The organism is Mesorhizobium sp. M4B.F.Ca.ET.203.01.1.1 (assembly GCF_004791025.1).
Lineage (GTDB): Bacteria > Pseudomonadota > Alphaproteobacteria > Rhizobiales > Rhizobiaceae > Mesorhizobium > Mesorhizobium abyssinicae.
The window spans coordinates 166,181-192,592 of record NZ_SRUO01000008.1 but is presented as its reverse complement, the minus strand read 5'-3'; the positions used below and the strand labels follow the sequence as shown (position 1 = coordinate 192,592).

Below are 26,412 nucleotides of genomic sequence, written 5' to 3'. Positions count from 1 at the left end.
TCCGCTCTTTCGCGGCGGCATAAGAACCGCTTCCAACCTTTTGCCGGAGCATGCTCTTTTCCGCAGACCGCACCCGGCATTCGGCGATCATGCTCTAACACGCGCCAACCGGCCGGAAAAGCAGCGGATTCGCCCGGCGGCGCAGTTGCATTGGCAACTTTACCGACTATATTCCGGCCAAATTTCGCGGGGCCGCCTTGTGGCGGTTTTTCACCATTCAGGAGTTTCTTGATGTTCGTTACACCGGCATACGCCCAGGGCGTCGGCGCCTCGCCAGACATGTTCATCAGCATTTTGCCGTTTGTCCTGATTTTCGTGATCATGTATTTTCTGATCATCCGGCCGCAGCGCGCGCAGCTGAAGAAGCGCCAGGAAATGCTCTCGGCAGTGCGGCGTGGCGATACGGTCGTGACCGGCGGCGGTTTCGTCGGCAAGGTGACCAAGGTGATCGACGACAACGAACTGGAGATCGACCTCGGCGGCGGCACCAAGGTGACGGCGCTGCGCTCGACGATCTCGGACGTGCGCGTCAAGGGCGAGCCGGTGGCGAACCAGAACGCCAAGAAATAACCGAATTGAAGGCGGAACGCTGCCGCTTGTACGCCTGAACGGATAAGAACGAATGCTCTATTTTTCGCGCCTGAAGATGATCCTGATCTGGCTGGCCGTGGCCGCCACCGTGGTCCTCGCCGCGCCCAATCTCTTCCCCGCCAGCACGTTGGCGCAATTGCCCAGCTGGGTGCCGAAGCGGCAGATGACGCTCGGCCTCGACCTGCAGGGCGGTTCGCACATCCTGCTTCAGATGAACCAGAACGACCTGATCAAGGATCGGCTGGAGACCTCGCGCGACGAGATCAGGACGCTGCTGCGCGACGCCAACCCCAAGATCAATTACACCGGCCTTTCCGGATCGGGCCGCACGGTGCAGGTCCGCATCACCGATCCCAGCCAGCTTGACGCCGCCAAGAAGGTGCTGAAGCCGCTGACCGACCCGGTGGCGGCGGGTCTCTTCACCGGCGGATCCGTCCAGGAGATGACGCTGGACGATTCCGAGCCCGGCCTGCTCAAGTTCACGGTGACCGACGCGGGCATCAAATACCGCACCTCGACGGCGCTGACGCAGTCGATCGAGGTCGTCGAGCGGCGCGTCAACGAGCTCGGCACGACCGAGCCGATCGTGCAGCGGCAGGGCGACGACCGCATCCTGGTCCAGGTGCCCGGCCTGCAGGATCCGCAAAGATTGAAGGAAATCCTCGGCCAGACCGCCAAGCTGACGTTCCAGATGGTCGACCAGTCGATGCCGGTCCAGGACGCGCTCAACGGCCGTCCGCCGGCAGGCTCCTCGATCCTCTATTCGCAGGACGATCCGCCGGTACCCTATCTGATCGAGAACCGCGTCATCGTGTCGGGCGAGAACCTGGTCGATGCGCAGGCGACCTACAATTCGCAGAACAACGAGCCGGTCGTTTCCTTCCGCTTCGATTCCAAGGGCGCCACCCGCTTCGGCCAGGCGACGGCGCAAAATGTCGGCAAGCTGTTTGCCATCATCCTCGACAACCAGGTGATCTCGGCGCCGCAGATCCGCGAGCCGATCCTCGGCGGCACCGGCCAGATCTCCGGCAATTTCACCGCCCAGAGCGCCAACGACCTCGCCGTGCTGCTGCGCGCCGGCGCGCTGCCGGCGACGCTGACGGTGATCGAGGAGCGCACGGTGGGTCCGGGCCTGGGGCAGGACTCCATTCATGCCGGCAAGGTCGCCGGCATCATCGGCTCGATCCTCGTGGTCGCCTTCATGTTCGTCGCCTACGGCTTCCTCGGCTTCCTGGCCAACATCGCGCTTGCGGTGCATGTGGCGATGATCGTCGGGCTGTTGTCGCTGCTTGGCGCGACGCTGACCCTGCCTGGTATCGCGGGTATCGTGCTGACCATCGGCATGGCGGTGGACTCCAACGTGCTGATCTATGAGCGCATCCGAGAGGAGCGGCGGGCCGGCCGCTCGGTCATCCAGGCGATCGACACCGGCTTTACCAAGGCGCTGGCGACCATCGTCGATTCCAACGTGACGTCGCTGATCGCGACCGTGGTGCTGTTCTATCTCGGCACCGGGCCGGTGAAGGGCTTTGCCATCACCTATGCCATCGGCATCCTGACCACGGTCTTCACCGCCTTCACCTTCACCCGGCTGCTGGTGTCGATCTGGCTGCGCCGCGCGCGGCCGAAGGAACTGCCGCGCGCTCCGGTGACCTTCATTCCGCCCGGCACGAAGATCCCGTTCATGGGCATCCGCCGCTGGACATTCGCGCTCTCCAGCCTGCTGTCGATCCTGTCTGTCGTGCTGTTCATGACCGTCGACATCAACTACGGCATCGACTTCAAGGGCGGCTCGCTGATCGAGGTGCAGTCCAAGAGCGGCAATGCCGATCTCGCCGACATCCGCGGCAGGCTGACGGAACTCAACATCGGCGAAGTGCAGGTGCAGCAGTTCGGCGAGCCGAACGACGTGCTGATCCGCGTCGGCACCCAGGAGGGTGGCGAGAACGCCGAGCAGACCGTCATCGACAAGGTGCGCGGCGAGCTGCAGGACCAGTATGATTTCCGCCGCGTCGAAGTGGTGGGACCGACGGTTTCGGGCGAGCTCGCCAAGCAGGGCACGATCGCCATGCTGATCGCGCTGCTCGGCATCCTGGTCTATGTCTGGTTCCGCTTCGAATGGCAGTTCGCGGTCGGCGCCATCATCGCGACCGTGCACGACGTGGTGATGACCATCGGCTTCTTCGTCATCACCGGACTGGAATTCAACCAGTCGTCGCTGGCGGCAATCCTGACCATCATCGGCTATTCGCTGAACGACACCATCGTCGTCTACGACCGCGTCCGCGAGGATCTTCGGAAATACAAGAAGATGCCGCTGCCGCAGCTGTTGAACAACGCCATCAACGAGACGCTGTCGAGAACGACGCTGACCTCGGTGACGACGATCCTGGCGCTGCTCGCGCTGGTGCTGTTCGGCGGCGAGGTGATCCGCTCGTTCACCATGGCGATGCTGTTCGGCGTGGTGTTCGGCACCTATTCGTCGATCTTCATCGCCGCGCCGCTGCTGATCCTGTTCAAGTTGCGGCCGCAGGCCACGTCCGCCGACGAGGAGAAGCCGGTGAACGGCAAGGCCGTGGCGACCTGACGCCGCGGCCGTGGCCAAGGGCATCGTCATCCGCGAGGCGCATTTCCCCGGCCGGGCGCCGATCGAGGCCTATGGCAATGGCGGCTTCCGCTTCGCCGATATGTCGCATCGCGGCTCGCTGCTCTGCCTGCCGTCCGGCATCCATGGCTGGGAGCCGGCCGATCCGCTGGCGTTGACGGTGGCGGACTTCAGCAAGCTGCTCGCCGAGGCCGGCAAGGTCGAGATCGTGCTGGTCGGCACCGGCAAGGATCTGCGGCCGCTGCCTGCGGCGCTGCGCGCGGCATTGAAGGAAGCCGGCATCGCCGCCGATCCGATGTCGACCGGCGCGGCGGTGCGGACCTACAATGTCCTGCTCGCCGAAGACCGCGCCGTGGCCGCGGCGCTGATTGCCGTCGACTGACGTGGCCGATACCGCCAACATCGTCATGGATGCGGTGCGCGCTTCCGACCATGACCGTTATCTCAGCGCGCTCTACGCGCCCGCCGACAAGCGCGACGCGCTGTTTTCGCTCTATGCCTTCAATGCAGAGATCGCGTCCGTTCGCGACCGTATCCACGAGCCGTTGCCCGGCGAGGTACGGCTGCAATGGTGGCGCGATGTCATCGCGGCAGAGAACGATGCGGAGACCGGCCATCCGATCGCCGATGCGCTGAGGGCGACGATAGCGGCCAACCGCCTGCCGAAGCCGGCCTTCGACAACATGCTCGAAGCGCGCATCTTCGATCTCTATGACGACGCGATGCCGTCGCGCACCGACCTCGAAGGCTATTGCGGCGAGACCGCCGCTGCGCTCATACAGCTTGCGGCAATGGTGCTCGATCCCCAGGAGGCGCCGCGCTTCGCCGAATTGGCTGGGAGGGCGGGCTGCGCCCAGGCGATCACGGGCCTTCTGCTGCTGTTGCCGCTGCATCGTCGACGCGGCCAATGCTTCGTGCCGGCGGATATCCTTGCGGCGGCTGGCTCTTCATCGGAAGAGTTCGTCAAAGCGGACGGCGGCCCCGGCGCGCAGCGCGCGGTGGCGGCGGTGATCGCGCTGGCGCGCGAGCATCTCAGTGCTTTCGAGCGCGGCGCCGCCGCGCTGCCGGCTTCGCTGCGCCCGGCCTTCCTGCCGCTGGTGCTGACGCGCGCCTATCTCGGCAAGATGGAAGGGCGCTCGCCGCTCGATGGCGCTGCGCGGCTTTCGGCTTTGCGCCGGCACTGGCTGCTGCTGCGTCGCGCCTCGAAAGGCTGGCCGGCCATTTGACGTAAACGTCAATCGTGCTAGGTGTTCTGCCGGTCGGACTCGCGTCGAAGAAGCGCAAGCCGCCGGAGGAGATGCCATTCCATGAGCCTGCCCGTGCTGGTCGCCCTTGTCGTGTTCGGCATCGCGCTGTCGGTCGCGGCCGTGCATTTCACTGGCGGCACCACGACCGCGACGCTTGCCGGCACGGATCAGGCGCTGCAGCGTTTTGCCGAGGATTTTCCCGATGAAAAGCCGGCGGCGGTGCGTCTGACGGCGGACCGCCGGGCGGCATTCCTCGAACTCGGGCCGGCGCGCGCCGGCATCGTCAGCAGCATCGGCGATTGCTTCCTGACGCGCATCGTCACGCCGCGCGACATCTTGGCCCTGACCGTCGACGATCAGCTTTCGATCTCCATCAGGCCAAACGACTTCACCTGGCAGGGCGGCCGGTTCGCCTTTGCCGATGAGGCCGACGCCAAAGCTGTGGCGGCTGCATTGCAGGACCATGATCGGACCCGGGAGGCCGCGTGATGGACGACTACAATTTTCCGCAGGTCACCCAGCTCGCCATCCCGTTCTTCGTCGCCGCCATCCTGATCGAGCTCTGGCTGGTGCGCACAGGCCGCGCCAGGGGATCGTTCGAGACGCGCGACACGCTGACCAGCCTGATGATGGGCACCGGCAACGTCGTTGCAGGGCTGCTGCTCGGTGTTGTGTCCTACTGGGCGCTGCTTTGGCTTTGGCAGTTCCGCTTCTTCAATCTCGGCCTGTCGGTCTGGGTGTTCCTCGCCGCCTTCCTGCTCGACGATTTGCGCTACTATGTCTACCACCGCATCGCGCACCGGGTGCGCTGGGTGTGGGCCGAGCATGTCAATCACCATTCCAGCCAGCACTACAATCTCTCGACGGCGCTGAGGCAAAGCTGGACCGGGCTTTTCACCTTCATGTTCGTGCTGCAGGCGCCGCTGGTGCTGCTCGGCTTCCATCCGGCGGTGATCGCCTTCACCTTCGGCTTCAACCTGGTCTGGCAGTTCTGGATTCACACCGAGGCGATCGGCAAGATGTGGGACTGGTTCGAGTTCATCTTCAACACGCCCTCGCATCACCGCGTCCACCACGCCACCAATCCGCGCTATCTGGACGCCAACTATGCCGGCACGCTGATCATCTGGGACCGGATGTTCGGCACGTTCGTCGAGGAACTGGAGGAGGACCGGCCGCGCTACGGCATCGTCAAGAACATCGGCACCTTCAACCCGCTGAAAGTGGCCTTCCACGAATGGATCGGCATGTTCAAGGACGCGCTGATGCCGGGTCTCTCCCTGCGCCAACGATTCAACTATCTCATCCAGCCGCCGGGCTGGAGCCATGATGGTTCGCGCGACACGTCGGAGACGCTGAAGGCAGCTTACGTGCGGAGGAATCCGGGAGAGGCGGGGAAGCCCGGGTTGCCTAGTGCGGCCGCTGAGCCGGCGGAGTAGCTTACCAGCCTAATCGACGACCTTGATCCGCACCGGTGAGCCGTCGGGCAATTCGTTAATCTGGCGATGAACCTCGGCCATGCCGATGAACTGCTCGCTGACTGGAACTACGAACATGTTCTCGACGTCGAATTTGCCCTTGGCGAAGACTGGCAAGATGGTAAAGCCGTAGCATTCTCCCACCTTAGGCTTCTTGCCCGCGGCATGAAGGCGTCCCACAAGCGGTGGCAGGAACCACTCGTCAACGAGATCATGAGAGATTCGGATCATCTCATCAAAAAGTGTCCGATTGCGAGCCACCCGCTCGACCAAACCGGTTCCGGTGTCTAGCCAATGAACCTCATTGTTGGGTCGCTCGACAAACATGCCTCCCACCATTGAGCAGACAAGTGGGGTCCAAGGCTCTGGCAAAAGCCACGACCACGCTTTCGCTACCGTATGCGCGACATCTGGCTCAAATTGGAACGCGATGTCCTGCCAGATGACGTCAGTCACCGATTACTCCGCCGCTTCGGCCCGCACGGGCAACCCCAGCCATTGCCTGCAATCGGCCAGCGCGCGCGCCGTGATGGCGCGCCGCTTGGCGACGATCTTGTCCTTGCCTCGCAGCCGCTTGCCGTCGGACTTCGGTGCCTCGACCGGCGGGAACAGGCCGAAATTGACGTTCATCGGCTGGAAGGAGCGTTTACCGGGCTCGTCGTCGGAGACGATGTGGCCGCCGGTAATGTGGTTGAGCAGCGCGCCGAAGGCGGTGGTGAGTGGCGGCGGCGCGGCCTGATGGCCGAGCCTTTCGGCAGCGGCGAAACGGCCGGCGAGCAGGCCGATCGCGGCGCTCTCGACATAGCCCTCGCAGCCGGTGATCTGGCCGGCAAAGCGCAGGCCCGGCCGTGACTTCAGCTGCAGCGAGGCATCGAGCAGCGTCGGCGAGTTGATGTAGGTGTTGCGGTGCAGGCCGCCGAGGCGGGCAAAGTCGGCGTTTTCCAAGCCTGGAATGGTGCGGAACACGCGCACCTGCTCGGCATGCTTCAGCTTGGTCTGGAAGCCGACCATATTGTAGAGCGTGCCCAGTGCATTGTCCTGGCGCAGCTGGACGACGGCATACGCCTTCACCGATGGATTGTGGACGTTGGTCAGCCCCATCGGCTTCATCGGTCCGTGGCGCAGCGTCTCGACGCCACGCTCGGCCATCACCTCGATCGGCAGGCAACCGTCGAAATAGGGCGTGCCTTCCCATTCTTTGAACTCGGTCTTCTGGCCGTCGACCAGCGCCTGGACGAAGGCGAGATACTGGTCCTTGTCCATCGGGCAGTTGATGTAGTCCTTGCCGGTGCCGCCGGGGCCGACCTTGTCGTAGCGCGACTGGAACCAGCAGGTGTTCATGTCGATCGTGTCGAAATGCACGATCGGCGCGATCGCATCGAAGAAGGCGAGCGCATCGGCGCCGGTCGCCTGCGCGATCGACTGGGCAAGCGAAGGCGCGGTCAGCGGACCGGTGGCGATGATCGCCTCATCCCAGTCCGCCGGCGGCAGGCCCGGCACTTCCTCGCGCTCGATGGTGATCAGCGGGTGCGCCTCGATCTTTCGGGTCACCGCCTCGGAAAACCCGTCTCGGTCGACGGCCAGCGCGCCGCCGGCCGGCACCTGGTGCGCGTCGCCGGCGCTCATGATCAGCGAGCCGGCAAGCCGCATCTCGGCATGGAGCAGGCCGACCGCGTTGGTTTCGGCATCGTCGGAACGGAAGGAGTTGGAACAGACGAGCTCGGCCAGGCCATCGGTCTTGTGCGCATCGGTGCCGCGGACGGGCCGCATCTCATGCAGCACGACCGGAACGCCGGCCTCAGCGATCTGCCAGGCGGCTTCGGAGCCGGCGAGGCCGCCGCCGATGACGTGAACGGGATTTTTGCTCATGGGCGCCGGAATAATCGCTTGTCGCTGCGATTGCAATTGGCGCGAAGGACTGGAAAGGGCCGATGGCGGGCCGAAGTGCGGCAAAGCCGGCCTCAGAAACACAACACCCGCCGGGGGAGGAGGTCCGGCGGGTGTCGTTTTGGGGGTCGATCCTCGGGAGGAGGTGAAGATCGACCGTATTCGTCATCGCCGGGGAGGAGGTCGGCTCTGACGAAATTCCTTTCGCCGTTTGAAAAGGGGCGAAACCTTTGGAAGACGAACTGCGTTCGCTTCGGGAACAACGCCCGCCGGGGGAGGAGGTCCGGCGGGCGCCGTTTCAGTGGTCAACCCTTGGGAGGAGGTAAGGGTTGGCCGTATCCGTCAGGGTCGGGGAGGAGGTCGACCCTGGCGAAATTCTTGTACTTAGACCGCCTTGCGGGCGATCATCTTGATCTCGTCACGGACGATGCCGAGATCATGGAGCTGGCGATTCGACAGACGACCCAGCTCGGTAACCGTATCGCGATAAACGCGCCAGTTACGATAGTTGCGGATCAGGTTCATTGTCGTTCTCTTCTTCAAAACTGGTTCGGACCATTCGCGGTCCGAAGAGGATTAGACCGCCTTGCGAGCGACGTAGTGGATGTCGCTGCGGCTGATGCCGAGGTCGGTCAGTTCACGGTTCGACAGGCGGCTCAGCTCGGAGACGGTGTCCCGGTAGCGGCGCCAGTTGCGGTAGTTGCGGATCAGGTTCATGGTAGTGCTCGTTTCGTCTTTCGTTCGGATCATTCCGTTTGTGTACGAACAGAAAATAGGTGGGGTCATATCGATTTAAAAGTGCCATTGGCGCATGGCAGCAATGCAAATTGTGCAATGCAACATTAACGCGCGTTCACGGCTTCGACATAAAGAAACCCGAATCGGAAAATGCCGTAGCGTCAACGGTTTGACCGGGTGGGCTGAATAAAAGACCGAGGGCAGGGGGAAAAGAAAATGGCGAGCTATGCTTCGCGGGTCAGGTCAGACATCGCCCGATGGCGGCAGACCGGCCTGATCGACGCGCCGACGGCCGAGGCGCTGGTGCGCGATATCGAGGCCAACGAGCGCAAGTCGCTGAGCTTCGGGTCGATCCTGGCGATGATGGCGGCGCTGCTGTTCGGCGCCGCGATCCTGATCTTCGTCGCAGCCAACTGGGAAGCCATTCCGCGCCTGGTCCGCGTCGCGGCGCTGTTCACCGCCATCCTGGCTGGTTATGTCGGTGGCGCGGTGCTGAAGACACGCGACCACGCGGCCATAGGCGAGGCGCTGTGGATCGTGGCGGCGGCGGCCTTCGGCGGATCGATCGCGCTGATCGGCCAGATGTATCATCTGACCGGCGACGAGGCCTCGGCGCTGCTCACGTGGGGCGCCGGCACGGCGCTGGCAGCGGTCGCGCTACGCTCGAACCCGCTCACTGTCGTTTCCGTCGGCATCGCCGACGCCTGGCTGCTCCTCAAATGGGGCGGCTTTTTCCGGCGCTCGGAATTTCCCCATCTCTTCCCGGCCATTGTGCTGGTGCTGTTCGCGATTTCGTTCTGGACCCGCAGCCAGGCGGCGCGGCACCTGATCATCCTGTCGGTCCTGTTCTATCTCGTGCTGCTGTCGATGGATCACAACACGCTGCAGGTGTCGGTTCCGCTGGCGCTCGTTTCGGCGCTGCTTTTTGCAGCCGCGGTCTTCGCCGCCGAGCCGGTCGACAGGATCGTGCAACTCGGCGGCCGTCTGCCCCTGCACGCGCTGATCGGCTTCCTCACCGGCATGGCGATGGTCCAGTTCGAACTGGCCGACGAGGCGAGCTACAATGGCGCCTTCGCCATTGCCTCGGCGGTGGCGCTCGCCGCCATCGTCGTTGCGATCATGCTGGGCGGCCGCGAGAGCAGGGGTCTGCGCTGGGTCGCCTATGCCGGCTTCGCCTTCGAGCTCGCCATCATCTACGTGGTGATGCTGCAGTCGATGCTCGGCACCGCCGGCTTCTTCCTGGCCGCCGCGCTGCTGCTCGGCACAATGGCGCTGGTCATCATCCGCGTCGAAAAGCGCATGAACACGCCGCGCAGCGAAGGAGCCCTTGCATGATGACCGGCAAAAGACTGATCATCTCGGCGCTGCTGCTGGCGCTCGTCCAGATCGGCTTCCTCGGCTGGATCATCGCCGGGCGGGCGGCGATCCTGCGCGACGGCAAGCAGGTGCTTTTGAAGGTCGAGCCGATCGATCCACGCGACCTCTTGCGCGGCGACTATATTTTCCTGGGCTACGAGATATCGCGCATCCCGGTAAAGCTGATAGCCAACATCCCGGCCGACAAACTCGTGAGCGACGACACCTCGATCGTGGTCCGGCTGAAAAAGGGCGCAGACGGCTACTGGCAACCGACAACGGCCTGGTTTGGCGCGGCGCCAGCGCCGGCCGCCGCGGACGAAGCCGATATCGTCGGACATATCAACGACGGTTGGGGCCTGCGCGAAGAGGGCGCATCGATCACTCCGGACTACGGCATCGAGCGCTTCTATCTGCCGGAAGGCGAGGGCATGGCGATCCAGAACGACATGCGGGTGCGGCCGTTCGCCGTCCGTGTTGCCATCGCCGGCGACGGCACCCCGCAGATCAAGGCGCTGATGGACGGCGACAAGACGCTGTTCGAGGAGCCGCTCTACTAGCTCCGCATTGCCACCCGGCGTGACCCTGATGATCTCCTCCGAACTGTGTGAAGCATGACGATTGAGCTGACGGCGCGGGGCGACATCAACCTCGACACTGTTTTTCGTGTCGCCTGGCGCAAGGAGCCGGTGCGGATCAGCGACAAGGCCATGCAGCGGATTGCCTCATGTCGCGCATCGTTCCTGCGCTTGATCGAAACCGACCCCGCGCCGATCATCTACGGCGTCACCACCGCGATGGGCGAACTGGCGAGCCGGAAGCTCGAGCGTGACGAACGGGACCGCCACGCGCGCATCAAGGCGTTCGCGGCCGCCACTTCGTTCGGCGAGCCGCTGCCGGAGCGCGTGGTCAGGGCGATCGTGCTTGCCCGCCTCACGAATTTCATCGAGGGCAACGCCGCCACCTCGCCGCGCATCGCTGAAGCTGTCGCTGCCATGCTGGACGGCGGGCCGATGCCGATCGTGCCGTCGCAGGGCCAGGGGGGCGCCGGCGAGATCCTGGCTCTCTATCCGCTATTCGCCGCGCTTTCGACGCGCTTCGACCTGGAGGTCAAGGAGCGGGGATCGCTGATCAACGGCTCGCCCTGCGCGGCGGCGCTGGTCGCCGACGCCGCCCTCGCCGCGCGTGGGCGCATTCAAATGGCGCACAAGGTGTTCGCGCTATCGATCGAGGCGTTTCGCGCTCCGCTCGAACATTACGACGCCGCGCTCGACGGGCTTTGGGGCGACGAGCACGAGGCGGCGGCGCTGCAAGGCCTGAGGGAGTATCTCGTCGGCGCCGGCGACGGGCGGCGCAACTATCAGGCGCCCGTCAGCTACCGCATCGTGCCGCGCGTGCTGGGACAGGCGCATCGCGCGCTGTCCGGCGCGGAACGGGCGGCGACCGTGTCGCTGGCGTCGATCTCGGACAATCCGGTCTACGTCCCGCCGGACGAGGCGCATCCGCTCGGGCGCTGCATCAGCACCGGCGGTTATCACAATGCGATGGCGACGCCGGCGCTCGACGATCTGGCGGCGATCTGGGCCGACATCTGCCTGCTCTGCGACCGCCATGCCTCGAAGCTGCTGAACGGCAAGGTCTCGCTGCTTCCCGATCTGCTGATGGCCGACCGGCATTGGGCCGACAGCGACGGCCACGGCAATGTCGGCTACGTGCCGATGGCGATCACCGGCTATCTGGAACAGGCGAAGCTTGCGGCGCAACGCACCTTCATCCCGGGCACGGAATCTGCCGGCGCCGGCCAGGACGATGTCGCGACGACGGCGTTCCTCGCCTGGACGAAGGAGGCGACCGCCGGCCGCTGCCTGGACGCGGCGATGGCGATGTTGGCGATGATCGCCTCGCAGGCGCTTTACGTCACCGGGCGCGAGGCGCCGCCGGCGCTTCGGCCCTTCGTTGCCGACATCAGGGCCATCGTGCCGCCGGTCAGGGATGACCGCGTGCTGGGGCCGGAACTGGCGAGATTGAGCGAATGGTTTACCGGCAAGGTCTTCGAGGCATAGCCGCGGCGCCTCGGTCTGTCAGCCGAAGCGGATGGTGCGGGTAGAGGGACTCGAACCCCCACGATTGCTCGCCAGAACCTAAATCTGGTGCGTCTACCAGTTCCGCCATACCCGCGCCGCCCGGCAATCCCATGTAGCCATCATTCTGTCAATGTCGCAGCCCAAATGGCTGTCATTCGCCACAATGCGAAGATGGTTGAAAATTAGGCCGGCCTGTGACAAAAGGCGTGTCGAATGTGACGGGACGCGACGATCCGCTTCTGCAGAATGTGATAAGAAGTAGGAAAAACAAAGACTTATTCACATCTTGGAACGCAGTTTGGAAGGATTTGAGCCGCTTTAGCGGTCAAGCCGCCAGCTTCCGTACCAAAAGCCATTCCCGGCAAGATTATACCGGCAGGCTGTAAGCGGCATGAACCGCCTGGCAGCCTCATGGGTGAGAACAAAGGTTTTATGATGCAGGTCACCGAAACGCTCAATTCCGGTCTCAAGCGCGAGATCAAGATCACCGTGCCGGCCGGTGACATGGAAGCCAAGCTGATGGCGCGGCTGACGGATGCCCGCAACAAGGTCCGTATCAACGGCTTCCGTCCCGGCAAGGTACCGGTGCAGCACCTGCGCAAGGTCTACGGCAAGTCGTTCATGGCCGAAGTGGTCAACGAGATCCTCAACGATTCGACCCGTTCGATCATCTCCGGGCGCGGCGAGAAGGCCGCCATGCAGCCTGAAGTGATCATGACCGAGGACGAGAAAGAGGCCGAGAAGATCCTGGCCGGCGGCGCCGATTTCGAGTTCCGTCTCAACTACGAGATCATCCCGGCGATCGAGATCAAGGACTTTTCCGACATCAAGGTGACGCGCCAGGTGTTCGACGTGCCGGACACGGAAATCGACGACCAGGTCAAGCGCATCGCCGAATCGGCGCGCAGCTATGAGCCGAAGACCGGCAAGGCCGCCGTGGGCGACCGCGTGACGATCGACTATGTCGGCAAGATCGGCGGCGAGGCGTTCTCCGGCGGCGCCGGCAACGACCAGCCGCTGGTGCTCGGCTCCAAGGAGTTCATCCCGGGCTTCGAGGACCAGCTGATCGGCGCCAAGGCCGGCGATGAAAAGCAGGTGACCGTCACCTTCCCGGAGAACTACCAGGCAGCGCATCTGGCCGGCAAGGAAGCCACTTTCGACGTCACCGTCAAGGAAGTGGCGAAGCCCGGCGAACTGGAGATCAACGACGAGACCGCCAAGAACCTTGGCCTGGAATCGCTGGAGCGCCTGCGCGAGATCGTGCGCGGCCAGATCGAGAACCAGTTCGGCTCGATGACGCGCCAGAAGGTCAAGCGCCAGCTGCTCGACCAGCTCGACGCGTCCTACGCGTTCGAGGCGCCCTCGAAGCTCGTCGAGGCCGAGTTCAACAACATCTGGAGCCAGGTCAATCGCGATCTGGAAGCCGCCGGCCGCACTTTCGCCGACGAAGAGACGACGGAGGAAGAGGCGCGCGCCGAATATATGCGCCTGGCCGAACGCCGCGTGCGCCTCGGTCTGGTGCTCGCCGAGATCGGCGAGAAGGCGGGCGTCACCGTTTCGGACGAGGAGCTGCAGCGCGGCCTGTTCGAGCAGGTTCGCCGCTTCCCGGCCAACCAGCAGCAGGAAGCCTTCGAATTCTACCGCAGCAATCCGGATGCGCTGAACACGCTGCGGGCGCCGATGTTCGAGGAGAAGGTGGTCGACCATCTGCTCGGCCAGATTTCGGTCACCGACGTCAAGGTCAGCAAGGAAGAGCTGATGGCCGACGACGAAGAGGGCGAGACCGCGACCAAGGCAAAGCCGGCGAAGAAGGCCGCGTCGAAGAAGGCAGAAGCCAAGGCAAGTGAAGCCAAGGCCGGCGACGACGCCGAAGAGCCCAAGAAGAAGGCCGCGCCGAAGAAGAAGGCGGCCAAGGACGCCGAGTAACCGGTGCACTTTGTTCAATCGTGAAAGGCCGCCCTCGGGCGGCCTTTTTCGTTGTGGCTGTCTGGTCGGTGCGCCGACCCGCTCTCAGCGCGCGCTCTAAACCTTCGCAATCTCTGGCTTTTTCTATCCGCCGGCTGGAATCCGTGGTATGTAGGTGCCGCAATTCCACTGCGGCAGTGCGGATATTCCGTACTTGCCATCTAGGGGCGCAAGCCGACGTGAGCGGCTGCGTAAATCGTCAAAGGCAAGGATGACGACCAGGGAGGAAGTGCCATATGCGCGCCATCGCATTTATTGCAGCCATGTCCGTAACAGCCTTCACCGCGCATCCCTCGCAGGCGCAGGACGCCGCGGCGGGTGAGAAGGTCTTCGTCAAATGCAAGGTCTGCCACATCGCGGACGAGGACAAGAACAAGATCGGCCCGTCATTGCATGGCGTAATTGGCCGCACGGCGGGCACGCACCCTGATTTCACCTACTCCCAGGCGATGATCGATGCCGGCAAGTCCGGCGTCAAATGGGACGAGCCGACTCTGACGACCTACCTTCACGATCCCAAGGCCATGGTCAAAGGGACCAAGATGGCGTTTGCCGGTCTCAAGAATGACCAGGACGTGGCCAACGTCATCGCTTATCTTAAGCAATTCTCGCAATAGTCATTCTCCTGCCTCCATCGGTGGTCGCCTGCAATGTCGACTAGGGAAAGCCGCCTCGAGGACACCGGCATTCGCCTCTCGGAAGCGACGGCCGCCGATTTCTTCGCACTGCTCAAGCCGCGCGTCATGGCGCTTGCCGTCTTCACCGCTTTCGTCGGCCTGATGACGGCGCCCGGCGCGATGAACCCGGTCATCGCGGTGATTGCGATAGCGGCGATCGCCATCGGGGCAGGGGCGGCCGGCGCGCTCAACATGTGGTACGACGCCGATATCGACGCACTGATGTCGCGCACCGCAAAGCGGCCGGTGCCGTCGGGCCGTGTCAGCCCTGGCGAGGCGCTCGGTTTCGGCCTGGTGCTTTCGGCGCTTTCGGTGATGACGCTCGGCGTGCTGGTCGGCTGGCTCGCCGCGTCGCTGCTTGCCTTCACCATCTTCTTCTACGTCGTCATCTACACCATGTGGCTGAAGCGCTCGACGCCGCAGAACATCGTCATAGGCGGCGCGGCGGGGGCGCTTCCGCCAGTCATCGGCTGGGCGGCGGCCACCGGCGCCGTCGGGATCGAAAGCTCCATCCTGTTCCTGATCATCTTCCTGTGGACGCCGCCGCACTTCTGGGCGCTGGCCTTGTTCAAGGTCGGCGACTACGCCGCCGCCGGCATTCCGATGATGCCGAACGTGGCGGGCGAGGCGTCGACCCGCAGGCAGATCTTCGCCTATGCGCTCATCCTGGCGCCGATCGGCGTGCTGCCCTGGCCCTTCGGTTTCGCCAGCGGCTTCTACGGGGCAGTCGCAGCCACGTTGGGCGTCGGCTTCATCTGGCATGCCTGGAAGGTGCTGGCCGCGCCCGACAAGGAGATGAGGCCGGCGAAGGCGCTGTTTGCCTTTTCGATCGCCTATCTCTTCGCGATCTTCGCCACGCTGCTCGCCGATACCATTGTCGCGCGCGCGGTCGGTTCATTCTGAACCGATGGCATGAGCCTCAGTCGCCGGCGGGGATGACTGCCGGCGACGTCACGCCGGCAGCGCGAAAAACCCCAGCAGCAGCAGAATGAGTATCCCGAAGCCGAGTATGAGAAGCGTCCGCGTGTCCATCACCTTCACCTTCGACCCGGCAGAGAATAGCGAAAAAGGTGTTTTTGAACCAGCTTATGGCTGACGACCGCAGGAACCCTAGCCGACAAAGGGCGACAAGTCCCGCGCAAGAGAGTATGGTGATTGCGGTGCAGGTCGCGGTTGGCGTGACCAATCACGCAGATCGATCGCACCATGAAACCGCGACCTTGCCGGACCTGATCTGGAGGAATGGTTCATGGCGAGCTTTCACGTGATTGCAGGTGCCAGCGAAACGCTGGAGCATACAAGAATTCGAAAAATCGGCGTTTCCGATCTTTTCGACGCGCTCAGACGCGGCGTCGACGATTTCATGGTCAAGCCCTCGCATATCGTGTTCCTCTGCCTGATCTATCCGCTGGTGGGCGTGGTTCTCGCCGCCTGGACATCGGGCGCCAATGCGTTGCCGCTGCTGTTCCCGCTGGTCTCCGGCTTCGCGCTGCTCGGCCCGTTCGCGGCAATCGGCCTCTATGAGATCAGCCGCCGACGGGAGGCCGGTATCGATGCCTCCTGGAGCCATGCCTTCGAGGTCAAGAACTCTCCCGCCCTGCCGTCGATCGCCGCCGTCGGGATCATGCTGTTTGCGATCTTCATCGCCTGGCTTTTGACCGCCCAGGCATTCTACGTGCAGCTTTTCGGCCCGGCGCCGCCTGCATCGCTGTCCGGCTTCATCAATGAGATATTCGCCACCGGACGCGGCTGGACGCTGATCGTGCTTGGTCACGCCATCGGCTTCGTCTTTGCCGTGGTGGTGTTGTGCACCACAGTGGTCGCCTTCCCGCTGCTGCTCGACCGCGATGTCGGCGCCTACGAAGCCATCCACACCTCCGTGCGCGTGGTGATGGCGAACCCGGTCGTCATGGCGGTCTGGGGGCTGATCGTCGCCGTCGCGCTGATCATCGGCTCGATCCCGGTGTTCGCCGGGCTGGCGGTGGTGCTGCCGATCCTCGGCCATGCCACTTGGCATGTCTACCGCAAGGTGGTGGAACCGCCGCCTTCGGCCAAGCCGGCAGGTTGAGCTTTGGGGCCGCGCCGTTTCGGCGCGGCCCCGATCTCTCGGTAGTTCTCTCGATTTCTCAGTAGGCCGGATGGCTGAAGCGGGCCTGGCGCGCATCCGTGGTCAGGTTGCGAAAGTCCTTGCCGCTGACATGCACGAGCGTCCTGTGGTCGCCGCCCTCGAAATAGACGTCGTCGGCGGCGCCGAGGCTTTCGTCGAGGATCACCGGCACGTCATAGGCGGCGCCGATCGGCGGGACGGCGCCGACATCGCAATCGCCGAAGAGCGAGACCACCTCGTCTTCGGAAGCGAGCCCGAGCCGCTTGTCCATGATGCTTTGCAAGGTGCCGAGCTCGATCCTGTGGGTGCTCGGGACCACGGCCAGCGCATAGCCGAGCTCATGGTGAACGACCACCGATTTGGCCATGATGCTGCCCGGCACATGGGCGGCTATGGCCGATTGCCGGCTGGTAGAAGTGCGGTGATGCTCGACGGTGTCGTAGAAAACTCCCTTGCCATCGATGAAATGCTTGAGTTTGTTCGCGATCGTCATTTTGGCGCCTCTTATCTTGAGTTGTGACGCATTGAAATGACGGCGGTCTCCCACCGTTTCCGATGCCGACAAAGATGGCTCAGCCATCCATTGTTTCAAGGCGAGGCGGCCGTCCAGCAACTCTGGCTGAGCGTCAGGGTCCGGCACCGAAAAACGTGATGCGGGTGAAGAGCGTATAGTCGGACTCGAAGACCATCATCATCGTGAACACCAGCACCAATATCGGCGGCAGGATGATCGCATAGGCCAGCGCCAGCCTTTCCCAGGCCATGTGCATGAAGACAGCGACGATCAGCCCGGCCTTGAGCATCATGAAGATCAGGATCAACGACCATCTGAGATAGCCGTGCAGACCGAAATAGTCGACCAGGTAGGAGCAGGTGCTGAGGATGAACAGCCACACCCAGACCACCAGATAGAGCTTGATCGGATGTTCCTGATGCGCCTCGGCCACGGCGACCGTCGCAGCATCATGCGCGTGGTCGCCGTGCAGTGCGTGTTGCCCGAGGCCGTTTGCGGTTGCTTCAGCCATAGCTTCCTCTCACCAAAGCCTGCCTCTCACCAAAGATAGAAGAAGGCGAAAATGAAGACCCAGACCAGGTCGACGAAGTGCCAGTAGAGGCCCATGATCTCAACGTTCTCGTAGCGGCCCCTGCGGCTGGTGAAGAAGCCGGGCCGTCCGACATCGTAGTCGCCACGCCAGACCTTGTGCGCCACGATGATCAGGAAGATCACGCCGATGGTCACATGCGTGCCGTGGAAACCGGTGATCATGAAGAAACACGAACCGAACTGCGCGGCGCCCCATGGGTTGCCCCAGGGCCGCACGCCCTCGCTGATCAGCTTGGTCCATTCGAAGGCCTGCATGCCGACGAAGGTCGCACCGAGCGCCGCCGTCAAAAGCATCAGGATCGCGGTCTTGCGGCGGTCGTGGCGGTAGCCGAAATTGACCGCCATGGCCATGGTGCCGCTGCTCGAGATCAGCACGAAGGTCATGATGGCGATCAGGATCAGGGGGATCTCCTGGCCGCCGATGCGCAGCGCAAAGACCTCGCTCGGGTTCGGCCACGGCACGCGCGTCGATATGCGCGCGGTCATGTAGGAGAGCAGGAAGCAGCCGAAGATGAAGGTGTCGCTGAGCAGGAAGATCCACATCATGGCCTTGCCCCAGGACACGTTCTTGAACGCGCGCTGGTCCGAGGCCCAGTCGGCGGCAATGCCTTTCAAGCCGGCCGGCCTTGGGGCCGTTTGGCCGCTATGCGTCAGAGTCGTCTCGGACATACCCTGCCTCCTCAGGTCAGCAGCCCACGGCAAATGTCGATGAATGTGGCGGCCCAGCCGGCCAGAAGGGCGAAGATGCAGAGCCAGACGAAAAGCAAGAAATGCCAGTACATGGCGCAGAGTTCGACGCCGAGGCGCAGCCGCTCAGGCCGCGCGCCGTTCCAGGCGCCGACGCTGGTCCTGCCGAGACCGATCAGGCCGCCCAGTATGTGCAGACCATGCATTCCGGTGATCAGATAGAAGAAGCTGTTGGCCGGGTTGGCAGCCAGCAGGTAGCCGTCCTCGGTCAATTGCCGCCACGCCATTAACTGTCCGATCAGGAAGGCGAAAGAAGTGAAACCGGCCGTGGCAAGGCCGAGCCGGACATTGTCGATCTGGCCCTTGCGCGCGGCGACCACGGCGCATTGCAGCGCGATGCTGCTCAGCACGAGCACGCCGGTGTTCAGCCAGAGCAGGCGCGGCAAAGGCAGCGGCCGCCAGTCCGACAGGCCCATGCGCATGAAATAGGCGCTGGTGAACAGCGAGAACAGGCAGCCGACCACGGCGAGGAAGACACCGAGCCCGATCTTGGCGGTGGGCAAGGCCGACCGGTCGAGGCCGACGAAATCGCCGGCCAGGCCTTGCTCCAGCCACGGCTTGGCGGTCAGCCGCTGGTGCGAAAGCCACCAGCCGGCAAAGCCGGCAATCACAGCCAGGAAGACCAGGATGACGCTCATGCCGGCTCCTTGGAGAGGCCGAAATTGCCCGGCACGTTCTGCGGAATGAAGTCCTCCTTGGCGCCCGGCACGCTGTAGTCATAAGCCCAGCGATAGACGATCGGCAGGTCCTTGCCAAAATTGCCGTGAGCCGGCGGCGTCTGCGGCGTCTGCCATTCCAGCGTCGTCGCCCGCCATGGATTGCCGCCGGCCTCGCGGCCATGGCGGATGCTCCAGATCAGGTTGAACAGGAACACCATCTGGGCGAAGCCGACGATGAAGGCCATGATCGATATGAACGAATTCAGATGATGGGCCGACTCCGTCATGATCGTCATGTCGGTCAGCTCCGCGTAGCGCCGTGGAATGCCGATCAGACCGAGATAGTGCATGGGGAAGAAGATCAGATAGGCGCCAAGGAAGGTCACCCAGAAATGGAACCGGCCGAGCGTCTCGTCGAGCATGCGGCCGGTGACTTTCGGATACCAGTGGTAGATCGCGCCGAGGATCACCAGGATCGGGGCGACGCCCATGACCATGTGGAAATGGGCGACGACGAACATGGTGTCCGACAGCGGCACGTCGACGACGACGTTGCCGAGGAACAGGCCGGTCAGCCCACCATTGACGAAGGTGACGATGAAGGCGAGCGCGAACAGCATCGGTATGGTGAGATGGATGTCGCCGCGCCACAGCGTCAGCACCCAGTTATAGACCTTGATGGCGGTCGGGATGGCGATGATCAGGGTGGTGGTGGCGAAGAAGAAACCGAAATAGGGATGCATGCCGCTGACATACATGTGGTGCGCCCAGACCACGAAGCTCAGCGCGCCGATGCCGACGATGGCCCAGACCATCATGCGATAGCCGAAGATGTTCTTGCGCGCATGGGTGCTGATCAGGTCGGAGACGATGCCGAAGGCCGGCAGCGCGACGATGTAGACCTCGGGGTGACCGAAGAACCAGAACAGATGCTGGAACAGGATCGGGCTGCCGCCATTGTGCTGCAACTGTTCACCCATCTCGACGATCGCCGGCATGAAGAAGGAGGTGCCGAGCACGCGGTCGAGCAGCATCATGACGCAGGCGACGAACAGCGCGGGAAAGGCGAGCAGCGCCATCACGGTGGCGGTGAAGATGCCCCAGACGGTGAGCGGCAGGCGCATCATCGTCATGCCGCGGGTGCGCGCCTGCAGCACCGTCACGACATAGTTCAGGCCGCCCATGGTGAAGCCGATGATGAACAGGATGAGGGAAGCGAGCATCAGGATGATGCCCCAGTCCTGGCCGCCGGGCGTGCCGGTCATGATGGCCTGCGGCGGGTAGAGCGTCCAGCCGGCGCCGGTCGGTCCGCCGGGCGCAAAGAAGCTCGACACCAGAACCAGCACGGCGAGCAGGTAGATCCAGTAGCTCAGCATGTTGACATAGGGAAAGACCATGTCGCGCGCGCCGACCATCAGCGGGATCAGGTAGTTGCCGAAGCCGCCGAGGAAGAGCGCAGTGAGCAGGTAGATCACCATGATCATGCCGTGCATGGTGATGAACTGGTAATAGGCCTCGGGGGTGATGAAGTCGAAGGTCCCAGGGAAGCCGAGCTGCAGCCGCATCAGCCAGGACAGGCTGAGCGCGACGAAGCCGATCGCCGTTGCCGTCGCCGAATACTGGATGGCGATGACCTTGGCGTCCTGCGAGAAGACGTATTTCGTCCACCAACTGTGCGGATGGTAGAGCTCCATTTCCGCGACTTCGGCGGGCGGGACGGCATCTGCAGGCGTGATATCGACCATGGCGGCACCTCCGTGCCCTGTTCAGCGAGCCTCGACAGTTTCGAGCTTTGCCGCAACGTTCAGACCAGACGCCGTCGCCTGGTCGGCCGAGCCCGTCTTCTGGGGCGCCGACAGTTGCGCGAAAGTCTGCTGCTGGCCCAGCCAGGCCAGATAGTCCTGTTCGGTGTCGACCATGACCACGCCGTGCATCAGCGGGTGGCCCTGGCCGCAGAGTTCCGCGCACAGGACCTGGAAGGTTCCGGTCCTGGTAGGCGTGAACCAGAAATAGGTGACCGAGCCCGGGATCATGTCCATCTTGGCGCGGAACTCCGGTATGTAGAAATCGTGCAGCACGTCGACCGAGCGCAGCACCATCTTGACCGGCTTGCCGATCGGCAGATGCAGATCGGCGGCCTCGACCACAACATCGTCCTGGCCGTTGGGATCGCCTGGGATGACGCCGAGCGGATTTTCAGCCGTGATGTCGCGGGTGTCCGAGGTGCCGAGCTTGCCGTCCTTGCCGGGCAAGCGGAAACTCCATTGCCATTGCTGGCCGATGACTTCGACCTCGGTCGCGTCGCTCGGGACATTGACGAAGCGGCTCCAGACGAACAGGCCGGGCACCAGAAGGGCGGTGACGCCGACCCCGGTGATGACCGTCAGCCACCATTCGAGGCGCTTGTTCTCCGGTTCATAGGCGGCGCGGCTGCCCTCCCGGTGACGGAAGCGGAACACGCAATAGGCCATGAAAAGCACCACGGCGGCGAAGACGACGCCGGTGATCCAGAAGGTTATGATGATGGTGTGGTCGATATAGTCCCAGTTCGAGGCAATCGGCGTCCACCACCATGGGCTCAGGAAGTGAAACAGCACCGAGCCCACAACAACCAAAACGAGTACAAGCGCAATGGCCATGTCCCGTCCTCCCGGCAATCGAGGGGGCGCGGAGCCGTCCCGGCGAGTGCCAAGATCATCATAGCGTGATTTGCGGTTGAAATTCCAGAGCCGACTATGGGTGGGATATATATGTGGGCAAACTTGCGAGTCCCGCGGTCGCGGAGCCTCGATTTCAGCCCGGGCCGGAGCGCGCGATGATCCAGTCGGCCGCCGCCGCGAGATCGGCGACGGTTGCGGTCGGCGGCGGATCGAACCGCTTCTCGTCGCCGCGGCGATATTTGCCGGTGCGCACCAGCAGGGCACCCGAAAGTCCGGCGCGGAGCGCGCCGGCTATGTCGGCCTCGGCGTCGTCGCCGACCATGATCGCCTGTTCCGGCGGGCAGTTCATCGAAGCCAGCGCCGAGAGAAAGAATGCCGGTGACGGCTTGCCGAGAACGGTGGCGCGTTTCAGCGAGGCAAATTCCAGCGCCGCCACGAACGGTCCCGCATCGAGGCTGAGCCCGCCATCGGCATCGCGAAATGTCCGGTTGGTGGCGAGAGCCAGCAGTTCGGCCCCCGCGGTCAATTCGCGGAAGGCGTCGTTCAGCACCGCATAGGTCAAGGTCTCGCCGGCATCGCCGATGATGACGGCGCGCTTGTCGCGACTTGGCAGTTCGTGAAAGTCCGGCTCGAGACCGGGGTGGACCAGCAGATACGGCGCGCGGCCGTTGCGAAGCAGCCATTCCCGCGCCGCCTGCGCCGGCGTGAAGACGTCCGCCTTGGCCGCGATCAGGCCAATCGCCGCGAGATGGTCGAGAACCCGTTGCTTCGACGAGCGCGTGGTGTTGCTGACGAAGCGTATGGAAAGGCCAGCCCGGCGCAATCGAGCGACAGCGTCGACGCCGCCCGGTATGGCGGTCCCGCCATCATAGATGACGCCTGCAAGGTCCAACAGCACGCCCCTTGTCATCACCCCAGCATGACGAGGAGTCCGCTATGCGTCAAATGCGAAAGGAACGAGGTTGCGGCGAAGAGCTGTCCTGCTACTTGTGCCTTCGTCGAGCCATGTCGCCGGCGCGGGGCGGAGATCGACACCGAGCTCAGATCAGCAGCAACCCCTTCATACTCGCATTGCCTTTCCTGCCGATGATGAGGTGGTCGTGGACGGCGATGCCGAGCGGCTTTGCGGTGTCGATGATCTGCTTGGTCATCTCGATGTCCGCGCGCGACGGCGTCGGATCGCCGGAGGGGTGGTTGTGGACCAGGATGATGGCGCTGGCCGAAAGCTCCAGCGCGCGCTTGACAATGATTGTGGCGGTATTGACTACCCAGAGGGCTGGCTTCAAGGTTTGGGATTGGGACCAAAGCCGTGGGATGGGTGGAAGCAATGAATACCCCCGATCAAGGCACTGAGCTATTTAGGCCCTTAATGAGCCATCTGGATACTCTAGCCTCCAGAAATGAAATGGCGCTCGATCGAAGATATCTCTCCAGCGCGATTAATGGTCTGATAGAGCTTTATAGTTATAGTGCCGCCAGGACTCGCAAAGGTCTCCCTAGATCTTCTATTGAAGATGATGATTTATACGAGCTTCTGGGGGTGTACGCGACTTGTATGAAATCTATATACAGAGAAGATTTTCCTTCCGATCATCTAACTATGCACCCATTGGTGATAATATATGAAATTATTAATGGCATGATTTTATCGCAAGATAGATCTAGTGGTACCTAAAATATTTATGCATCTCGCCGTCGAGTGACCGTGATTCGCAATGGTGAGCGGTCCTCTCGTAGCATGCTTGACAAATTCAAAATCCTTCAGCTGATTTCGGGCGCAGTGTTTCGGGGGGGCGCCAATAGGCTTGTACGCGCGCGCTGATGCCGGCCTCCAGCCTTAAATCAACAGCAGCCCCTTCATGCTCGCGTTGCCGTTCCTGCCGATGATGAGGTGGTCGTGGACGGCGATGCCGAGCGGTTTGGCGGTGTCGATGATCTGCTTGGTCATCTCGATGTCCGCGCGCGACGGCGTCGGATCTCCGGAGGGGTGGTTATGAACCAGGATGATGGCGCTGGCCGAGAGTTCCAGCGCGCGCTTGACCACCTCGCGCGGATAGACCGGCGTGTGGTCGACGGTGCCGACCTGCTGCACCTCGTCGGCAATCAGCCCGTTCTTCTTGTCGAGGAAGAGCACGCGGAACTGCTCGCGGTTCTCGAAGGCCATGACTGACCGGCAATAGTCGAGAAGCTGCGTCCAGTTCGCGACGATTTCGCGGCCGCGCACCTCGCCGCGCGCCATGCGCTGCGCCGCCGCGGCGATCACCTTCAGGTCGACCGCCACCGAAGGGCCGATGCCCTTGACTTCCTGCAGCAGCGCAACCGGCGCGCCGAGCACTTCGGCGAAGGTGCCGAAGCGGGCCAGCAAGGCCTTGGCGATCGGCTTGGTGTCGACGCGCGGGATCAGCCGGAAGAGCAGCAGTTCGAGAAGCTCGTAGTCGGGGAGGGCGTCGGGACCGGCGGCCGTGAAACGCTCGCGCAAACGGTCGCGATGGCCATGATAGTGCGGCTGTTCTGGTGTCGCCTTCTTTTCGGCCGCCGCTTTGCCGGCCGGCGGTTCGATCCACCGCTCGGAGAAAAATCCCCGCTCGTCGTCGCCGGTTTTTCCCATGAACCCGCCCCCCGAAGGCATTGAGGGAAGACTAGGCCAGTAAACCAGGCCGATCGAGTTTTTTCGGCGAGAGCGTGAAGATCTCGCAGCCGGTGTCGGTGACGCCGATCGTGTGCTCGTACTGCGCCGACAGCGAGCGGTCGCGCGTCACCGCGGTCCAGCCGTCCGACAGCACCTTCACATGCGGGCGGCCGAGGTTGATCATCGGCTCGACGGTGAAGATCATGCCCGGCCGCATCTCGACGCCCTCGGTGGCAGTGCCGTAGTGCAGGATGTTGGGCGCGTCGTGGAAGAGCTGGCCGACGCCGTGGCCGCAGAAATCGCGCACCACCGAGCAGCGCTCTGCCTCGGCATAGGTCTGGATGGCGGCGCCGATGGCGCCGGTGCGGGCGCCGGGCCTGATCGCGGCGATGCCGCGCATCAGGCACTCGTGGGTGACCTCGAGCAGGCGCTCGGCGGCGCGCTTGATGGTGCCCACCGGGTACATGCGCGAGGAATCGCCGTGCCAGCCGTCGAGGATGTAGGTGACGTCGATGTTGACGATGTCGCCATCCTTCAGCGGCTTGTTGTCGGGAATGCCGTGGCAGACGACGTGGTTGATCGAGGTGCAGGACGATTTTGTGTAGCCGCGATAGTTGAGCGTCGCCGGCAGCGCGCCATGGTCCATGCCGAACTCGTAGACGAAGCGGTCGATCGTCTCGGTGGTGACGCCGGGCGCGACCATCGGCACCAGCTCGTCGAGGCAACGTGCCGTCAGTTCGCAGGCCTTGCGCATGCCGGCAAAGCCTTCCTCGCCATAGAGGCGGATCTGGCCGGTGTTTCTGAGCGGTGCCGTGGCGGCGTCGAGATAGGTGACCATTTACGTCCGTTTACCGGGTGGGTTGGCTCCTGATGCGAGCCGTCGCGAAAATCTTCCCAGATTTGGCACCGGAAGCCGCAAGGTTCAAGGACGAACTGCCGCTGACGGACTTAAGCCCGCTCTATTTGGCCTCTACGGAGGATGTCCAAGCCGCCGCCTGGTCCGGCGCCCGGGTCGGCGCAGCGCTTTCCTTTTGCAGCTCGACGGGGTAGGCGAAGGGAAGAGTTGGAGACTTGATGGCGTACGCGCGCGCAAACTCATCGCTGTCGGCGATCAGGGCGGCCTGCTCGGGGCTGATGGCCCTGCTGCTGGTGTCGCTGCTCGGTCTCGCCCAGCAACAGGCGATCAGCGCTGCCGCTTCGGGCGGCGCCGGCATCAGCGTGGCGCGGCAGGGCGACCAGGTCGCGCTGCTGCGCATCACCGGCAAGACGCAGGCGCTCGAAATCCGCGCCGGCCGGGCGCTGCCGGTCAAGTTCCTGGGCAGCGCCAATGGCGCGCTTGCGCCGGCGACCCTTGCACTCCTCGTCGACCAGGTTTCGCCGATCCAGGCGGCGGCCGCTCCAGCCGCCACCTCCGCCCGGCAGGCGAGCACCAACCAGCCGCGCGCGCCGCCTTTCGCTTGAATTGAGCGGTCCCAGACCGCACCTTCAACCATTCCCCACTTTTCGCGTCGCGAACCGCGCGGCGGCCGTTGGCCGTCCGTCGCCGCGTGGCGCGCCATTTTCGGAAACATATTCAATGCAACGCATCAAGACATTCAAGACACTGACGCGCGGTGTCTCGGCCGCGCTGTTTCTCTCGGTCCAGGTGATCATCTGCATCGGAACCGTTTTTTGGGCGGTCGCCGAGACGCTCGGCATGGCGGGAACAGCGGCGATGGTGCTCGGCGCCATTTTCGCCGTGCCCTCGGCCTACGCCCTGTTCTTCGTCAGCCGCATGGCTTTCGAGGCAGAGACCGATCCGGCCAACCAATGAGCGCAGGCCGGGCTTACCGCACTCAGGACACATTCCTGAGTCAAAAGCCCGGCCAAAGCGATTT

Annotated in this window: 28 protein-coding genes, 1 tRNA gene and 1 pseudogene; 15 read left to right on the top strand and 15 right to left on the bottom strand. The window is 63.5% G+C overall.

The genetic code is table 11. The annotated features are described in order from the left end of the window. Nucleotides 1–231: 231 nt before the first annotated feature. From yajC to EN846_RS19280, 6 genes are all read left to right on the top strand, one after another. The gene (gene yajC / locus EN846_RS19305; protein WP_041004168.1) at nt 232–570 is read left to right on the top strand and encodes a preprotein translocase subunit YajC; all 339 of its coding nucleotides are present in this window, start codon (nt 232–234) and stop codon (nt 568–570) included. A 52-nt stretch (nt 571–622) separates the two neighbouring features. Beyond that, complete coding sequence (gene secDF / locus EN846_RS19300; protein WP_127392845.1) at nt 623–3,178, top strand: protein translocase subunit SecDF; 2,556 nt, start codon at nt 623–625, stop codon at nt 3,176–3,178. Nucleotides 3,179–3,188: 10 nt separating this feature from the next. Then, nucleotides 3,189–3,578 (top strand): Mth938-like domain-containing protein, encoded by a 390-nt coding sequence (locus tag EN846_RS19295; RefSeq protein ID WP_127309816.1) that lies wholly within the window; start codon nt 3,189–3,191, stop codon nt 3,576–3,578. 25 nt (nt 3,579–3,603) lie between these two features. Beyond that, complete coding sequence (locus EN846_RS19290) at nt 3,604–4,422, top strand: phytoene/squalene synthase family protein (RefSeq protein ID WP_127285297.1); 819 nt, start codon at nt 3,604–3,606, stop codon at nt 4,420–4,422. A gap of 81 nt (nt 4,423–4,503) precedes the next feature. Then, nucleotides 4,504–4,932, top strand: coding sequence for a hypothetical protein (locus EN846_RS19285; RefSeq protein ID WP_127392844.1), 429 nt, complete (start codon nt 4,504–4,506; stop codon nt 4,930–4,932). Next, nucleotides 4,932–5,882: a sterol desaturase family protein gene (locus EN846_RS19280; protein WP_187331288.1), complete on the top strand. Its 951-nt coding sequence runs from the start codon at nt 4,932–4,934 to the stop codon at nt 5,880–5,882. The genes EN846_RS19285 and EN846_RS19280 overlap by 1 nt, the downstream gene beginning before the upstream one ends. A gap of 9 nt (nt 5,883–5,891) precedes the next feature. Here the strand turns inward: EN846_RS19280 and EN846_RS19275 are convergent, their stop codons facing one another. The 4 genes from EN846_RS19275 to EN846_RS19260 all read right to left on the bottom strand — a co-directional run bounded on the left by EN846_RS19275 (nt 5,892) and on the right by EN846_RS19260 (nt 8,525). Continuing rightward, a complete protein-coding gene (locus tag EN846_RS19275) occupies nt 5,892–6,377 on the bottom strand; it encodes a T6SS immunity protein Tdi1 domain-containing protein (protein ID WP_127284357.1) in 486 nt (161 codons plus the stop codon). Between the two features lie 3 nt (nt 6,378–6,380). Next, entirely contained in the window at nt 6,381–7,790 is a 1,410-nt protein-coding gene (gene trmFO, locus EN846_RS19270) for a methylenetetrahydrofolate--tRNA-(uracil(54)-C(5))-methyltransferase (FADH(2)-oxidizing) TrmFO (RefSeq protein ID WP_127284356.1), read from the bottom strand. A 402-nt stretch (nt 7,791–8,192) separates the two neighbouring features. Further along, on the bottom strand, nt 8,193–8,333 hold the full coding sequence (locus EN846_RS19265; RefSeq protein ID WP_127284355.1) for a DUF1127 domain-containing protein: 141 nt from the start codon (nt 8,331–8,333) through the stop codon (nt 8,193–8,195). Between the two features lie 51 nt (nt 8,334–8,384). Further along, nucleotides 8,385–8,525 (bottom strand): DUF1127 domain-containing protein, encoded by a 141-nt coding sequence (locus tag EN846_RS19260; RefSeq protein ID WP_006335194.1) that lies wholly within the window; start codon nt 8,523–8,525, stop codon nt 8,385–8,387. A gap of 237 nt (nt 8,526–8,762) precedes the next feature. Here EN846_RS19260 and EN846_RS19255 point away from each other — a divergent pair, with 237 nt between their 5' ends. Genes EN846_RS19255 through EN846_RS19245 form a run of 3 tightly spaced genes read left to right on the top strand, consistent with a single transcriptional unit; the run spans nt 8,763 to nt 11,965 of the window. Next, on the top strand, nt 8,763–9,881 hold the full coding sequence (locus tag EN846_RS19255; protein WP_128346034.1) for a DUF2157 domain-containing protein: 1,119 nt from the start codon (nt 8,763–8,765) through the stop codon (nt 9,879–9,881). Continuing rightward, nucleotides 9,878–10,462, top strand: coding sequence for a GDYXXLXY domain-containing protein (locus EN846_RS19250; RefSeq protein WP_127309821.1), 585 nt, complete (start codon nt 9,878–9,880; stop codon nt 10,460–10,462). Before EN846_RS19255 ends, EN846_RS19250 begins: the two co-directional genes overlap by 4 nt. A 54-nt stretch (nt 10,463–10,516) precedes the next feature. After that, a complete protein-coding gene (locus EN846_RS19245) occupies nt 10,517–11,965 on the top strand; it encodes an aromatic amino acid lyase (protein ID WP_127392864.1) in 1,449 nt (482 codons plus the stop codon). Between the two features lie 32 nt (nt 11,966–11,997). Here the strand turns inward: EN846_RS19245 and EN846_RS19240 are convergent. Beyond that, a tRNA-Leu gene (locus EN846_RS19240) sits at nt 11,998–12,080 on the bottom strand. 341 nt (nt 12,081–12,421) lie between these two features. On the opposite strand from EN846_RS19240, the gene tig reads away from it, so the two are divergent. The 4 genes from tig (at nt 12,422) to EN846_RS19220 (ending at nt 16,696) form a co-directional block, all read left to right on the top strand. Then, nucleotides 12,422–13,912, top strand: a complete 1,491-nt coding sequence (tig, locus tag EN846_RS19235) for a trigger factor (protein WP_127392868.1) — start codon at nt 12,422–12,424, stop codon at nt 13,910–13,912. A gap of 275 nt (nt 13,913–14,187) precedes the next feature. Continuing rightward, nucleotides 14,188–14,568, top strand: a complete 381-nt coding sequence (locus EN846_RS19230; RefSeq protein WP_127284351.1) for a cytochrome c family protein — start codon at nt 14,188–14,190, stop codon at nt 14,566–14,568. Nucleotides 14,569–14,601: 33 nt separating this feature from the next. Continuing rightward, the gene (locus tag EN846_RS19225) at nt 14,602–15,531 is read left to right on the top strand and encodes a heme o synthase (protein ID WP_127392865.1); all 930 of its coding nucleotides are present in this window, start codon (nt 14,602–14,604) and stop codon (nt 15,529–15,531) included. 346 nt (nt 15,532–15,877) lie between these two features. Continuing rightward, on the top strand, nt 15,878–16,696 hold the full coding sequence (locus tag EN846_RS19220; protein ID WP_127284349.1) for a DUF2189 domain-containing protein: 819 nt from the start codon (nt 15,878–15,880) through the stop codon (nt 16,694–16,696). A 58-nt stretch (nt 16,697–16,754) separates the two neighbouring features. On the opposite strand, the gene EN846_RS19215 is transcribed toward EN846_RS19220, so the two are convergent. The 10 genes and pseudogenes from EN846_RS19215 to map form a co-directional block, all read right to left on the bottom strand. Further along, nucleotides 16,755–17,228 (bottom strand): aminoacyl-tRNA deacylase, encoded by a 474-nt coding sequence (locus EN846_RS19215; RefSeq protein ID WP_127392866.1) that lies wholly within the window; start codon nt 17,226–17,228, stop codon nt 16,755–16,757. Nucleotides 17,229–17,361: 133 nt separating this feature from the next. Then, nucleotides 17,362–17,760 (bottom strand): cytochrome C oxidase subunit IV family protein, encoded by a 399-nt coding sequence (locus EN846_RS19210; protein ID WP_127392867.1) that lies wholly within the window; start codon nt 17,758–17,760, stop codon nt 17,362–17,364. Between the two features lie 26 nt (nt 17,761–17,786). Beyond that, nucleotides 17,787–18,509 carry a heme-copper oxidase subunit III family protein gene (locus EN846_RS19205; protein ID WP_128346036.1) on the bottom strand — a complete coding sequence of 241 codons (723 nt, stop codon included), beginning with the start codon at nt 18,507–18,509 and terminating at the stop codon, nt 17,787–17,789. Nucleotides 18,510–18,520: 11 nt separating this feature from the next. Further along, a complete protein-coding gene (locus EN846_RS19200; RefSeq protein WP_127284345.1) occupies nt 18,521–19,225 on the bottom strand; it encodes a cytochrome c oxidase subunit 3 in 705 nt (234 codons plus the stop codon). After that, nucleotides 19,222–20,991 (bottom strand): cytochrome c oxidase subunit I, encoded by a 1,770-nt coding sequence (locus EN846_RS19195; RefSeq protein WP_127393225.1) that lies wholly within the window; start codon nt 20,989–20,991, stop codon nt 19,222–19,224. The genes EN846_RS19200 and EN846_RS19195 overlap by 4 nt, the downstream gene beginning before the upstream one ends. Nucleotides 20,992–21,012: 21 nt before the next feature. Next, nucleotides 21,013–21,885, bottom strand: a complete 873-nt coding sequence (locus tag EN846_RS19190; protein WP_127284343.1) for a cytochrome c oxidase subunit II — start codon at nt 21,883–21,885, stop codon at nt 21,013–21,015. A 154-nt stretch (nt 21,886–22,039) separates the two neighbouring features. Next, nucleotides 22,040–22,804 (bottom strand): TIGR01458 family HAD-type hydrolase, encoded by a 765-nt coding sequence (locus tag EN846_RS19185; protein ID WP_348630777.1) that lies wholly within the window; start codon nt 22,802–22,804, stop codon nt 22,040–22,042. Between the two features lie 142 nt (nt 22,805–22,946). Then, nucleotides 22,947–23,153 (bottom strand): annotated as a pseudogene (locus EN846_RS19180) (JAB domain-containing protein); the annotation flags it as partial. Between the two features lie 590 nt (nt 23,154–23,743). Then, nucleotides 23,744–24,514, bottom strand: coding sequence for a DNA repair protein RadC (radC, locus tag EN846_RS19175; protein WP_127285548.1), 771 nt, complete (start codon nt 24,512–24,514; stop codon nt 23,744–23,746). A 31-nt stretch (nt 24,515–24,545) separates the two neighbouring features. Continuing rightward, nucleotides 24,546–25,373, bottom strand: coding sequence for a type I methionyl aminopeptidase (map, locus tag EN846_RS19170; protein WP_127285547.1), 828 nt, complete (start codon nt 25,371–25,373; stop codon nt 24,546–24,548). 236 nt (nt 25,374–25,609) lie between these two features. Here map and EN846_RS19165 point away from each other — a divergent pair, with 236 nt between their 5' ends. Both EN846_RS19165 and EN846_RS19160 read left to right on the top strand, forming a co-directional pair. Further along, nucleotides 25,610–25,996 (top strand): hypothetical protein, encoded by a 387-nt coding sequence (locus EN846_RS19165; RefSeq protein ID WP_245478495.1) that lies wholly within the window; start codon nt 25,610–25,612, stop codon nt 25,994–25,996. Nucleotides 25,997–26,111: 115 nt separating this feature from the next. Beyond that, a complete protein-coding gene (locus EN846_RS19160) occupies nt 26,112–26,348 on the top strand; it encodes a hypothetical protein (RefSeq protein ID WP_127285546.1) in 237 nt (78 codons plus the stop codon). The last annotated feature ends 64 nt before the right edge of the window (nt 26,349–26,412 follow it).

Excerpts from the sequence above, each read along its gene's own strand:
- yajC (WP_041004168.1), top strand. The coding sequence starts at position 232 with ATGTTCGTTACACCGGCATACGCCCAGGGCGTCGGCGCCTCGCCAGAC.
- secDF (WP_127392845.1), top strand. The coding sequence starts at position 623 with ATGCTCTATTTTTCGCGCCTGAAGATGATCCTGATCTGGCTGGCCGTG.
- EN846_RS19290 (WP_127285297.1), top strand. The coding sequence starts at position 3,604 with ATGGATGCGGTGCGCGCTTCCGACCATGACCGTTATCTCAGCGCGCTC.
- EN846_RS19285 (WP_127392844.1), top strand. The coding sequence starts at position 4,504 with ATGAGCCTGCCCGTGCTGGTCGCCCTTGTCGTGTTCGGCATCGCGCTG.
- EN846_RS19280 (WP_187331288.1), top strand. The coding sequence starts at position 4,932 with ATGGACGACTACAATTTTCCGCAGGTCACCCAGCTCGCCATCCCGTTC.
- trmFO (WP_127284356.1), bottom strand. The coding sequence starts at position 7,790 with ATGAGCAAAAATCCCGTTCACGTCATCGGCGGCGGCCTCGCCGGCTCC.
- EN846_RS19265 (WP_127284355.1), bottom strand. The coding sequence starts at position 8,333 with ATGAACCTGATCCGCAACTATCGTAACTGGCGCGTTTATCGCGATACG.
- EN846_RS19260 (WP_006335194.1), bottom strand. The coding sequence starts at position 8,525 with ATGAACCTGATCCGCAACTACCGCAACTGGCGCCGCTACCGGGACACC.
- EN846_RS19255 (WP_128346034.1), top strand. The coding sequence starts at position 8,763 with ATGGCGAGCTATGCTTCGCGGGTCAGGTCAGACATCGCCCGATGGCGG.
- EN846_RS19250 (WP_127309821.1), top strand. The coding sequence starts at position 9,878 with ATGATGACCGGCAAAAGACTGATCATCTCGGCGCTGCTGCTGGCGCTC.
- EN846_RS19245 (WP_127392864.1), top strand. The coding sequence starts at position 10,517 with ATGACGATTGAGCTGACGGCGCGGGGCGACATCAACCTCGACACTGTT.
- tig (WP_127392868.1), top strand. The coding sequence starts at position 12,422 with ATGCAGGTCACCGAAACGCTCAATTCCGGTCTCAAGCGCGAGATCAAG.
- EN846_RS19230 (WP_127284351.1), top strand. The coding sequence starts at position 14,188 with ATGCGCGCCATCGCATTTATTGCAGCCATGTCCGTAACAGCCTTCACC.
- EN846_RS19225 (WP_127392865.1), top strand. The coding sequence starts at position 14,602 with ATGTCGACTAGGGAAAGCCGCCTCGAGGACACCGGCATTCGCCTCTCG.
- EN846_RS19220 (WP_127284349.1), top strand. The coding sequence starts at position 15,878 with ATGGCGAGCTTTCACGTGATTGCAGGTGCCAGCGAAACGCTGGAGCAT.
- EN846_RS19215 (WP_127392866.1), bottom strand. The coding sequence starts at position 17,228 with ATGACGATCGCGAACAAACTCAAGCATTTCATCGATGGCAAGGGAGTT.
- EN846_RS19210 (WP_127392867.1), bottom strand. The coding sequence starts at position 17,760 with ATGGCTGAAGCAACCGCAAACGGCCTCGGGCAACACGCACTGCACGGC.
- EN846_RS19205 (WP_128346036.1), bottom strand. The coding sequence starts at position 18,509 with ATGTCCGAGACGACTCTGACGCATAGCGGCCAAACGGCCCCAAGGCCG.
- EN846_RS19200 (WP_127284345.1), bottom strand. The coding sequence starts at position 19,225 with ATGAGCGTCATCCTGGTCTTCCTGGCTGTGATTGCCGGCTTTGCCGGC.
- EN846_RS19195 (WP_127393225.1), bottom strand. The coding sequence starts at position 20,991 with ATGGTCGATATCACGCCTGCAGATGCCGTCCCGCCCGCCGAAGTCGCG.
- EN846_RS19190 (WP_127284343.1), bottom strand. The coding sequence starts at position 21,885 with ATGGCCATTGCGCTTGTACTCGTTTTGGTTGTTGTGGGCTCGGTGCTG.
- radC (WP_127285548.1), bottom strand. The coding sequence starts at position 24,514 with ATGGGAAAAACCGGCGACGACGAGCGGGGATTTTTCTCCGAGCGGTGG.
- map (WP_127285547.1), bottom strand. The coding sequence starts at position 25,373 with ATGGTCACCTATCTCGACGCCGCCACGGCACCGCTCAGAAACACCGGC.
- EN846_RS19165 (WP_245478495.1), top strand. The coding sequence starts at position 25,610 with ATGGCGTACGCGCGCGCAAACTCATCGCTGTCGGCGATCAGGGCGGCC.
- EN846_RS19160 (WP_127285546.1), top strand. The coding sequence starts at position 26,112 with ATGCAACGCATCAAGACATTCAAGACACTGACGCGCGGTGTCTCGGCC.